General features: G+C 33.1%; 10 protein-coding genes. All 10 read right to left on the bottom strand.

Going from position 1 to position 12214, the window contains the following annotated elements:
* Positions 1-75: 75 nt before the first annotated feature.
* The 10 genes from JNUCC25_RS05740 to galU all read right to left on the bottom strand — a co-directional run bounded on the left by JNUCC25_RS05740 (position 76) and on the right by galU (position 12080).
* Complete coding sequence (locus tag JNUCC25_RS05740; RefSeq protein WP_207371948.1) at positions 76-1824, bottom strand: phospho-sugar mutase; 1749 nt, start codon at positions 1822-1824, stop codon at positions 76-78.
* Entirely contained in the window at positions 1784-2791 is a 1008-nt protein-coding gene (gene manA, locus JNUCC25_RS05735) for a mannose-6-phosphate isomerase, class I (protein ID WP_207371947.1), read from the bottom strand. The genes JNUCC25_RS05740 and manA overlap by 41 nt, the downstream gene beginning before the upstream one ends.
* A gap of 162 nt (positions 2792-2953) precedes the next feature.
* A complete protein-coding gene (locus JNUCC25_RS05730) occupies positions 2954-4333 on the bottom strand; it encodes a sugar phosphate nucleotidyltransferase (protein WP_207371946.1) in 1380 nt (459 codons plus the stop codon).
* Complete coding sequence (locus tag JNUCC25_RS05725) at positions 4334-5110, bottom strand: WecB/TagA/CpsF family glycosyltransferase (RefSeq protein ID WP_242647183.1); 777 nt, start codon at positions 5108-5110, stop codon at positions 4334-4336. It lies immediately after the preceding gene.
* 5 nt (positions 5111-5115) lie between these two features.
* A complete protein-coding gene (locus tag JNUCC25_RS05720) occupies positions 5116-6327 on the bottom strand; it encodes a glycosyltransferase (RefSeq protein WP_207371945.1) in 1212 nt (403 codons plus the stop codon).
* A 54-nt stretch (positions 6328-6381) separates the two neighbouring features.
* On the bottom strand, positions 6382-7884 hold the full coding sequence (locus JNUCC25_RS05715) for an oligosaccharide flippase family protein (RefSeq protein WP_207371944.1): 1503 nt from the start codon (positions 7882-7884) through the stop codon (positions 6382-6384).
* Positions 7885-7898: 14 nt separating this feature from the next.
* Positions 7899-8927, bottom strand: coding sequence for a polysaccharide pyruvyl transferase family protein (locus JNUCC25_RS05710; protein WP_207371943.1), 1029 nt, complete (start codon positions 8925-8927; stop codon positions 7899-7901).
* Entirely contained in the window at positions 8924-10441 is a 1518-nt protein-coding gene (locus tag JNUCC25_RS05705; protein WP_207371942.1) for an O-antigen ligase family protein, read from the bottom strand. The genes JNUCC25_RS05710 and JNUCC25_RS05705 overlap by 4 nt, the downstream gene beginning before the upstream one ends.
* A 29-nt stretch (positions 10442-10470) precedes the next feature.
* The gene (locus JNUCC25_RS05700; RefSeq protein WP_207372084.1) at positions 10471-11148 is read right to left on the bottom strand and encodes a sugar transferase; all 678 of its coding nucleotides are present in this window, start codon (positions 11146-11148) and stop codon (positions 10471-10473) included.
* Positions 11149-11186: 38 nt separating this feature from the next.
* Entirely contained in the window at positions 11187-12080 is an 894-nt protein-coding gene (gene galU, locus JNUCC25_RS05695; RefSeq protein ID WP_034263780.1) for a UTP--glucose-1-phosphate uridylyltransferase GalU, read from the bottom strand.
* Positions 12081-12214: the final 134 nt, after the last annotated feature.

The raw sequence follows: 12214 nt of genomic DNA, 5'->3' as shown, positions 1-12214 counted from the left end.
AAAACGTCAAGATATTAAGGTTAAAATGAATCTTTTCACACTAAAAAACCTATTAAAAATAAAAAGTATTAATTTTCAGTTCTTTAAACCTACTATCTCATCCACCATTCCCATGACATAAGACTCTAGTAGTTCAATTGCTGTATCACTATCCTGGGTAGAATTCCCCTTAACTGCAAAATAAAATTTCGCTTTAGGCTCTGTTCCCGATGGACGAATTGTAAACCAAGAACCATTTTTTAGATAGAACTTTAATACGTTTGATTTTGGTAAATGAATTGTTTCAGTAATATTAGTCTCTAAAATTGTCTTTTGACTAATTTGATAATCCTCAATTGCTACTACTTTAACGCTAGCCACCTCTTTTGGCGGGTTTGTTCGGAATGACGTCAAGATATTGCCTATTTGTTCTGCTCCATCTTTTCCTTTTAAAGTTATTGATTGAAGTGATTCTTTATAAAAGCCATACTCTTCAAAGATTTCTAGCAAGCCTTCGTATAAAGACTTACCTTGCATTTTATAGTAAGCAGCTACCTCCGCAGCAAAAATTGCTGACTGAACTGCATCTTTGTCACGTACAAATTCCCCTATTAAATATCCATAACTTTCTTCATAACCAAATTCAAATGTATATTCTTTTGTTTGTTCAAATTCATTAATTTTTTCACCAATAAATTTGAAACCAGTTAACGTATCAATTGTATTTAGACCAAAACTTTCGGCAATTGCACGTCCAATTTCAGAGGTAACTATAGTTTTAACCACAACGCCATTTTCAGGTAGCATCCCTTTTTCTTTCTTTTGAGACAGTAAATAGTGAAGCATAAGTGCACCCATTTGATTTCCTGTTAGTACAATATAATTGTCATTGTTATCTTTCACAGCAATACCCAAACGGTCTGCATCTGGATCTGTTCCCATTAAAATATCAGCTTCAATTTCTTTACCATATTTAATCGCCAGTTCAAATGCTGCATGTTCTTCGGGATTAGGTGATTTAACTGTTGAAAAATCTGGATCAGGTAGTTCTTGCTCTTTAACAACTGTTACATTGCTAAAGCCGAAAGCTTCTAATCCTGCACGAACTAGTTTGTTAGCTGTGCCGTGTAATGGCGTAAACACAACCTTTAAGTCCTTTCCTAACTTTTCAACCATTTCTCGGTTAAGTTGAATCGTTTTTAACTGTTCAATATAAGCAGAATCTATCTGTTCACCAATATACGTTAACAATTCCTTTTCGAGCAGTTGACTTTCTTCCATTACTGGAATTGTTAATTCGTTTTTTACTGCATTAACATAACTAATAATTGTATCTGCAACTTCTGGAGGAATTTGCCCTCCATCTTCTCCATAGACTTTATACCCGTTATATTCCGGTGGATTGTGACTTGCTGTAATAACAATACCAGCAAATGCACCTAAATGACGAACTGCAAATGATAACTCAGGTGTAGGTCGCAATTCTTCAAATATATATGTCTTAATATCATGTTGTCCTAGTACTTTTGCAACCTCTAGGGCAAATTCAGGGGATTTATGGCGTGAATCATAAGCAACAACTACACCTCGTTTTTTCGCTTTTTCACCATTTTCTTCAATATAATTAGCCAATCCCTCTGTTGCTTTACGAATCATATATAAGTTTAAACGATTCGTACCTGGTCCTAGTTCTCCTCGCATACCACCTGTTCCAAATTCAAGATTTTTATAGAATGCATCTTCTACTTCTTTCTGGTTTTCTTTCATTAATAAAAGCTCTTCTTTTAATTCACTGTCTAAATGATCAAATGTTAACCATTTCTCTAGTTGTGTTTGCCATGTCATAGTTATGTCCTCCTTTGTTATTAGGGTGTGAAGCAATTAGTTCTACATTTCCTATAATAGCAAAAGTATCTATTGCATTCGGCAAGATAAAATGATCACCCTTCTTCAAAGGAAACTCGCCTTCTTCTGTAATAAGCATTCCATCTCCCTTAATAACACTTGCTAATATAAAATGTACACCATGCGTTAGTTCCAAGGAAGTTTGAACATCCCACTTATAAACAGTAAAATAATCTTCCTCTACAAATGTTGTAATTGTTCCTCCATTTATTTTTGCAGTTGCAGATTCTACTTTCTCTGCTACATGTGGGACCGTGGTCACTTCAATTGCTTTATTTAGATGAAGTTCACGTAATTTCCCATCTTGGCCAGGGCGATCATAATCATATACGCGATATGTGGTATCAGAACTTTGTTGAGTTTCTAATACTAATGTTCCTTTACATAAAGCATGTATAGTACCACTTGGAACATAGAAAAAGTCTCCTGGTTTAATCTTTACTCTTTGTAAAAGCTTATTCCAGTTTCCTTCTTCAATTAATTTAACCAGTTCTTCCTGTGATTTTGCATGATGACCAAAAATCATCTCTGCATCTTCATCACAATCAATAATGTACCAGCATTCTGTTTTACCTAGCTCGCCATTTTCATACTCATCTGCATATTCATCGTCTGGATGAACTTGTACTGATAAATCATCATTTGCATCCAAAATTTTAATTAATAGCGGAAACCGGTCACTCTCAAAATGGCCAAAAACTTCTGGGTTTTCTTCCCATAACTGTCCTAATGTTTTCCCCTGTAATTCACCGTTTTCAACAATGTTTTGACCATTTGGATGAGCTGAAATAGCCCAGCATTCACCTGTTTGGTTTGAAGGAATTTCATAGCCATAAAGCTCATTTAATTTCGCTCCACCCCAAATCCTTTCTTGAAATAAGGGCTTTAAAAATAATGGTTGTTTCAATGCTTACACATCTCCTCTAATACTGTTTGCTAAAATGTATGTATAATCTTATTTAAATTCATAACTGAATTTTCAACTTTATAAGTTATAGAACATGCTGGAGTTAAATGATAAACCAAAGAAAGAGTAGGATTAACAATACCTACTCTTTCTTGAGGATAATTAGGCCTTCTTCAAACTCAATACATGTTCAGTTATTTCTTCCCAAGTCATGAATAAGCGGACAATATCTTCTTCAATTAATTGTGACCCCGTTTGAACTTCAATGATTTCCAAATCAGTATTGGCTTTTATAGCATGCTTGTCTCCTGATTGAATTCGAAGAACATCGCCAGGTTTCACAGTGCTAAGCTTATCATTTAAGATAAACTCTCCTTCGCCTTTGATAATAGTCCATACTTCATCACGATAATCATGTAATTGATAACTTAAGTTTTTACCGGCATCTACGCCAATTCGCTTTGTTAAGACTTCTTTTCCTTGTTCAAACTTCGTATAATCTAATACTCGATACCATCCCCAACGACGCTCTTCATACATAGGACGATTATCAAATTCTCCCACTAGTTCTTTAATTCTTGGACTAGCTTCTTTATCAGAGACTAAGATGCCATCTGGACTAGATGCTACAACTAAATTAGAAGCCCCCAACACGGTAACTGGAATATCTAATTCATTAATTAAATGAATATTTGTACTGTCCTCACTAATAACACCTTTACCAATTTGGCTTGTTGCCATTTCTTCTGTTAATGTATTCCAAGTACCTAAGTCTTTCCAGTATCCATCGTATGGAAGAACAACGATTTTTTCTGCTTTCTCTACTACCTCATAGTCAAAACTGATTTTAGGAAGCCCTTCATACTGTTTTAACAACTCATCATATTGAATTGGCAAGCCTTTTTCTTCTAAGATTGAAATGACATAACCTAATTTAAACGCAAATACACCGCAATTCCACAGTGCACCTTGTTCGATAAGGGTTGCTGCTTTATCTTCGGATGGTTTTTCTGTAAAACGACTTACTGGCAAATACTCATTATTACCTTCGCTATTTGCTGGTACAATATAGCCATATTTAGCTGAAGGATAAGTCGGTTTTACTCCTATCAATGCAAGTTGAGCATCGCTATCATGTACAGCTTTTTCTAAGTCTTTTACACGGTTAAAAAAGCGATTCTCCACATAAGGATCTACAGGTAAAACAGCTACTACTTCTTCTAGCCCCGTGTCTTGTACACTATATAAATATGTAGCAGCTAAAGCGATAGCTGGAAAAGTATCTCGACGACAAGGTTCTACAATTAAATCAGCTTTGTTATCTAATTGACTATGAATCATGTCCACTTGTGATTTACTAGTAGCTAATACTGCCGAATCAGCTAACTCAACATTTTCTAACTGTTTCCAAACACGTTGTACCATAGATTGTAATTCTTGATTATCATCTTCTAACACTTTTAAAAATTGTTTAGATCTAGCATCATTTGATAAAGGCCATAGTCTTTTTCCTGAACCACCTGATAAAAGTATCGTTTTCATTTAATTCCCTCTTTTCTTCGCAACATATTCTTGAATAAAAATCTTAAAAAATAAACTGTCATTTATAAAGTATCTTCTAAACATGCGTTTAGGTTCTTTGATAAAACGATAAAACCATTCTAGACTGGACTTTTGCATCCATACAGGTGCTCTTTTTACAGTACCAGCAATAAAATCAATTGAAGCACCTATCTGTAAAGAGACAGGTACCTTTAGTTCTGATAGATGATTATAAATGAAAAATTCTCCTTTTGGAGAACCTAAAGACACTAATAACATATCAGGTTGGTAATCTAAGATTTTCTGTATGCATTCTTGCAGTACAATAGGATCTTTTTCAAATCCAAAAGGTGGTGAAAAACCCTTAATTGGAAAATCATAATTAAACTCTTTTTGAATTTTTTGTATAGCTAAATCTGCTACACCTTCTCTAGAACCAAAAATAAAAACTTTAAACTGTTTTTTTTGGGCTAATTTAAATAATTCTGGAGTTAGATCTGAACCGGATACTTTTTCTTTCAATTCCGACTTTAGCGCTCTAGACGCTTGTACGATAGGCATCCCATCTACTAAAATTAAGTCTGCATTATCGTACACTTGTTTGAATTTTTCATTCTTATAAGTATTTACAATATGATCAACATTTGGAGTAACAACATAACTATATTGGTTATTTTTTTTATTAATTTCAACTGTGTCTTCAATTCTATTAATAGCTTCTAGCATGGTTAAATTATCAAAATTAATATCAAATAATTTAACTTGATTAGTTGTCAATACACTCATCCTTTTATATCCATTCTTTGTATAATTTTCTCTATTTTTCTCGGTAACTTATCAGATGAATAGTGTGTTTCAAATGTATTCATGGCATTTACTGATAAATCTTTTAACATATTTGGATTAGACTTTATAGTATTTAATTTATTTATAAACTCACTACTATCATCTGCTATTAATATTTCTTTTCCATTCTCCCAGATAAGTCCCTCCGCACCAATTGACGTAGAAATTACAGGTATACCTTTTGCGAAAGATTCAATAATTTTCACACGTTGCCCGCTTCCTACAAAAAGAGGGACAATGCTGATATCACATAACTCGATATATTCATCTACATCATCTACATAGCCAGTTACAAAGACATTTTCTCCATTATGATAGGACTGAATAAAAGCAGGAGGCTTACTTCCCACAATGTAAAGTTCATACTCAGAATGATTTAACTTTGGCCATACATTTTCCATAAACCATTTCAAGCCATTTTGATTGGGATACCATGACATGGACCCTAAAAATAATAGTTTAAATTTTCCACCTTCATGCTTTTTAGGTTCATACCTTTTATTTAATTTTATATGAATTGGTAAAACTGAAAGCTTTTCTGTTGAAACTCCAAATTCATGAAACTCCTGCTGATCGTTTTTACTTAAGCAAATAATCTGAGATGATTCATGCATAGATTGAATTTCGAATTTTTTTAATTTTGAGTATTCATAAGACCCTAGTATCTTTTTCACAGGGCTGCTTTCTGTTTCTATAAAACGCTTAAAGATTAAGCTTTCTACATTGTGCTGATCTAGTAATATGGGAATATCATTAAAATGTTTGTTATATACCATCATCGGCAAATGATCAACGTAAATAAAATCATAGGTATTCTTCTTTATGTAAGTTAACAAATACTCTTTAAAGCGATTATCATAAAACTTATTAATACTATAAGGCCATGCACTAAAAAGACTGCTTGCATAATCTTTTATAAAAGCTGATTTAGAGGAGCTTCTAACTAAAGTTTTAACAACGACATCTACGTTATCGGTAATATTTTTTAAAGCATCTACATGTTTTAACTCATCCTGTGAGTTAGCAAAGCAAAGTAAATCAATATTGTAAATTTTTGATAAAGCTACGATTGTATTATAGCTTTTTATCTTCCCACCATTATCTAACGGGTAAGGAATGAGGTTTGTGATGAAAAGAATCTTTTTCATAAGTCTCACTTCTCCCTAAATCTTTTCGTTGACAATAAAACTTCTACTTTAAATTTAAAGTAGAAGTTTTTTAACTGAAACAATTAAATCATTTTTTATTAATTTAACTAGTGAATAGATTAAAAATATACCAATTACTACAATTGGTATAAAGAATCCAAAGGCAGTTACATTATTAGACAAAACATAAAAATAATAGATAACTAATAATGTTGTAACTAACAGTAGGTTGGTGAATTTCTTAGTATTCTTCCATTTATGGTTCTTAATCGCTGGCACATAGGAATTTACACCTATTATAAATAAAATCATAACAATGAATTCTGTAATGATTGTCGCAAAAGCTGCTCCATAAACCCCCCAAAGATTTATGAAAATAACATTTAAAACAATACTTACTATTGCACCTGTCATTTGATAATATGCTTTTTTCACCACATGTTTTTCTGTCACTAAAATACTGCCAAGGTTATTACAAAGTAACCTAAATGGAATCGTTATCGATAAAAGCATCAATATTAAACTCGCTTCTGCATAACGTTCTCCAAATAACAATGGAACGACAAATGAAGCACAGCCTGCAACTGCAAGCATAATAATAACCCCAATTGTTAAAACAATCTTACTTCCTTGCTTAAATAACAATGCCATTTTTTCTTCATTGTTTTCTCCCCATCTATGAACTTTAGGAATTAGATAACTTTGATAAAAAGTGGTAGGAAACAGATAAATGACATTCAGTATAGTAAAGGCTACATTATATAGTGCAACACTTTCTTCTCCGCTCATTAGACCTATAATAAATATATTGCTTTGAAAGTAAATAGAATAAAAGACAATTGTTGAACCATAGGGTAATAAATACTTAAACGCTGTTTTCGTACTAGTTTTATCATTTATGGTCCGATTTCCATATGGCGCATGTCCTTTCAATTCTACTTTTCGCTTATATAATCTTCTTATTATTCTAAAATAAACATAAATTAATATAAAAGCACCTAATGCATAACCTATTCCAATGAATAACAGGTTTGCACCAATAAAAGAAGCAGCGAGTACTACTAAAAATCTCAAGCCCTGAACAGAAAACTTTAGCAAAGAAAGTTTTTGATATTTTTCTTCCAATTGATATACAGCCTCAGCGGCAGTCGAAAAAGTTAAAGACAATAAAATTGAAATAAATATAATTGTAAGGATTTTCGTTGAATCTGATACAGACATATAGTACGTAGAAACTAGTAGCCCGATGATAACGATACTTGCAATTATTAGATTAATTTTAATTGTAGGCCTTACCCATCTATGTGCCTTCCATCCCTCAACTCCAAAGGCTCGCAACCAATTCGATCCAGCTCCAAAGGCAGCTGCCCCTCCTAGAATAGTTACAATATTAATAGCTGAAGTAAACGAACCGTAATCTTCTACTTTTAATATACGTGCTAATAATAATTGGGTGAAAAAGGCTATGCCCACAGCCCCGAATTGGGATATCCATAGAACAGAGATATCTAGGATATTTTTATTTTTGCTACTAGCTAACTTTTTCTTTAATGACATCTAAAAAACTCCAATTAAGCCGATTTGATAGTTAAGTCTTTATCAATCAGCTGAATTTTATTATTGCCTTCCTCTTGAACAAAATAACTAATCTTAGGAGAATAATTATATACAAAACATTCTTTATTTAAATACTTAGCTGCTACAGCTACGTGCAACCTAGAAGTGAAAACTACTTTACTTTCATTTATTACTGCAAGCTTCTCTTCATAGTTTGTACAGTCATTGTACTCAACAGATATATTGCTATTAAGCTTTTCAATGCTGTCTTTTAAAGAGATACTCAGCTCTTTATCTCTTACCGAATCAGTATCCATAATTACAATTCTATTCATTTCGTGAGCTTCACATAATTTAATAGCCATTTCTGATACAGGCAATAATTCAGAACCTATTGTAGTATTCGAGTAGTCGCTTAAGTCACGCCATGCTAATACAAGACTATTATTATTTGTTTGCACTGGCAAAGAACTCGCCAATACCTCTAACGTTTGATTTGCAGGATCTTCTACTAGCTCAATTGATGCTTTTGATGATTTCTTTTTCCAATTTAAAGCTTTCTTTAACGATGTTTTATCTCTAAACGTTAAAATGCTTGAAATGTTAATGAGCTTTTTAGTCTTAAATAATCTCGAAGTCTTGCTAAGATTACCAATTCCTACCCCTAAATAGCCAACTTTTTTGCCTAATAGTTTTGCATAAAGCATGTACTTGAAATATCCGTCTCCATCTTCATCCGTAAAGCAGGTGCCCCCGCCCCAAAAAACTGCTTTGCTGTTTTGGGAAGCTTTTTTAAAGAGCTGAAATTTCCCGAGCTTGGAATCAGGCCAAATCCAGACTTTCACATTAGGGTAGGCTTCTGTTAATAACCAGCTCACCTCTCGATAAGCTAAAATATTGACTCTCAAATCATGCTTTCCGAATTCATCTAACAAACTCTTTAACATAAGGTCATCGCCAAAATTGTCCATACCATAATAACCTACAAGAGTAATTTCACTGCCTCTATCAACAACACTTAAAAAATTAGTTCCTAAAGTCATAACTGTCCCAACCTTGTTTGTTTATGTTCTTCATAAATTTTTATAGAGAATATACAAATTATCACAAATAAAATAAAACTTTGATTGTTATTATTTGCCCAGCCAGTAAAGTTATAAAGAAAGATGTTGATTATACTTATGGCTACTGCTAATGCATAGTATGAATGTTTACCTTTTTGAACAATTACTGTTGTCATTTTAAATAACACAGTCCCCAATAGACTCACATAACACAAAGCAAAAAAGATACCGCCTTCAGCAAATAATAATAAATACATATTGTGAACGGGCTGAGTATACGCAAACCCGCTTCCCATTGTCGCTACTGTATCTGTATAATTATTAGGGCCTACTCCTAAAAAGAAGTTCTTAAAATTATCAGTTATAATACTCCAGCTGATAACACTTAAATTGCCTCTATAGCTCGCTTGATATAATAAATCTGAGTCTCCAAATCTCTCTATCAAAGCATCTGAAAATACAAAGACGAATGTTAAAATGGCCAACGTAAAAATAGATAGATACCACAGCAGCTTATTTGCAGGCTCATCCGTTCTATACCGAATAATGGATGTTCCTACAAATCCCAGAAAGAAAGTTGCTAACATAATTACAATTGACGTTCTTGCATTTGTTAATATGATTAACGATGCACAAAGCAAAATTGAGAAAAACACTAAACTACTTCTGATCTTTGTTTTCTTTTCTGAATTCAAATAATATAAAAGAAGAAAAGGCATTACAAGCGTTAAAAAAGCACCTAATATACCAGGGTGCCCAAGCGTACCACTTAAACCTTTTTCGGCTGCACCAAATACAGTTTCTGCCCGAAATGGGTTTTTACTTTCTCCAAGTATACGGAAGCCTGCATATTGACCAGTAATATATTGAGTAATTCCAATTCCAAATTGTACTGGCAAAAGTAAAATAACCCCTTTTAAAAAGAAGTCCCATATAGAAGAAAAATTTAATTTAAGCATCATAAATACAAAAAGCGTCATAAATATTAACCTTACAACAGTGTAAGATGCTGCTGGTTTATTATCCGCAAAGAAAAAGGAGATAATTGAAACCAATGTAAATGATACAAACAATACAATTTCTAGAGAGCTTAATTGTCTGTGTGAAGCTAAATGCTTATCTGTAACTTCTTTTAAAAAGACCGGAAATAAAGCAAGAAGTATTAGAAAAAACTGATTGATAACTAAAGCTCCTCTTAATCCACCCGGGTGACTTGCAGAAAATCCTCCATTAAATGGATACAAAGGAAATTCGATATTAAAAGCTAGAGTAAAAAAGAATAAAATAATTAATGTCTTTTTAATACCTGAGAAATTGAGTAAAAAGAGCATGATTGAGCCTAACAAAATAACAGCAAACATACCTACTCCGATTAAAAAATTTTTATAAGCAACAAATGATAAAAAAGCAACAAGAAAGATGCTTATCAAAACACTAAATAGAATAAGTACTGTTTTATTACGTTCTTTTATAAACATAGTTAAAGAATTCATTTATTTTCACCTTATATACTCATTAACATTTAAAAAGCATCATTGGAGCCAAAAAGTACTTTAAATGTTTTTAATATTATTTTACAATCTAACAGATTGCTTTGATTTGCTATGTAATACAAATCTAATTCAACCATTTCTTCAAATCCAATATTACTTCTGCCTCCCACTTGCCACATACCTGTACAGCCCGGAGTTACAAGTAAACGCTGTTTGTGATATTCATTATATTCTGCAACTTCCCTAGGTAAAGGTGGTCTAGGACCAACTAAGCTCATATCGCCTTTCAACACATTAAACAACTGAGGCAATTCATCAATACTGGTCTTTCTTATAAATCTTCCTACTTTAGTTACACGAGGATCATTTTTCATTTTAAACATAGCGCCGCTTGTTTCGTTATGTTTCAATAGTTCCTGGAGCTTCGCTTCAGCATCTGTAACCATTGAGCGAAACTTATACATATTAAATTCTTTACCGTCTTTGCCGATCCTTTTTTGTGAAAACAAAACAGGCCCCTTAGGATCTTCAATCTTTATCGCTATGGAAATTATTAAGAAAACTATTGAAAGAAGCATTAACCCCACAATAGTAAGCACTATATCTAGGGTTCTTTTGGCAAATTGAAACGACATACTATTATTTACTATTACATTTGGATATTGTCTAGCAACAGATGTATCTGAAACAGCTTTATTTTCTACCATTTCTGACAATGTTTAATCCCCTTTCCACCGTAGTATGATTAATTAATATTCACTTTTTTCTTACTTTCTCGTTCAATAATAGAAGTCATCACTTCCAGCAATTCATCTCTCATTTCTTCATGTTGCAGTGCAAATTCTAGTGTGGTTTGAATGAAACCCAATTTCTCTCCAACATCGTAACGCGTACCTTTAAAATCATAAGCAAAAACACGCTGAATTTCATTCAACTTTTGAATCGCATCCGTTAATTGAATTTCGCCGCCTGCACCTACCTCTTGCTGTTCTAAGAACATGAAAATTTCCGGTGTAAATACATAGCGTCCCATAATTGCTAAATTAGAAGGTGCAGTACCTGCTGCTGGCTTTTCAACAAATGTATTTACTTGATAGCGTCTTCCTTCTTTCGAAATTGGGTCTACAATTCCATAACGGTGCGTTTGTTCATCCGCTACAGTTTGAACGCCAATTACAGAAGATAATGTGTTTTCATACTCATCCATTAACTGTCTTAAACAAGGCGTTTCAGCTTGGACAATGTCATCGCCTAATAACACAGCAAATGGTTCATTTCCAATAAATTTACGAGCACACCATACAGCATGGCCCAACCCTTTTGGTTCTTTTTGTCGAATATAATGAATTTCTACGTTTGAAGATTGACGAACTTTTTCTAATAATTCAAACTTCTCTTTTTCTACTAAATTATTTTCTAACTCTGGTGCATAATCAAAATGATCTTCAATCGCTCGTTTTCCTTTGCCCGTTACAATAATAATATCTTCAATACCAGACTCAATTGCTTCTTCCACTATGTACTGAATAGTAGGTTGATCAACGATTGGCAGCATTTCCTTTGGCATTGCCTTTGTGGCTGGTAAGAAGCGGGTTCCTAAACCGGCTGCGGGTATTATAGCTTTACGTATTTTCTTCATACTTTCTATACCTCTTTCTTCTTTATTATTTAATTATGTAATAGTAGAATAAATACTTACGATAAAGTTACTAACAGTAACTTTATCGTAAGTATTTATTTAATAAAATTGGGCATCTAACCCACCCTCACACC

Source organism: Priestia sp. JNUCC 25 (assembly GCF_053667915.1).
This window is presented reverse-complemented; position numbering and strand designations above follow the sequence as displayed.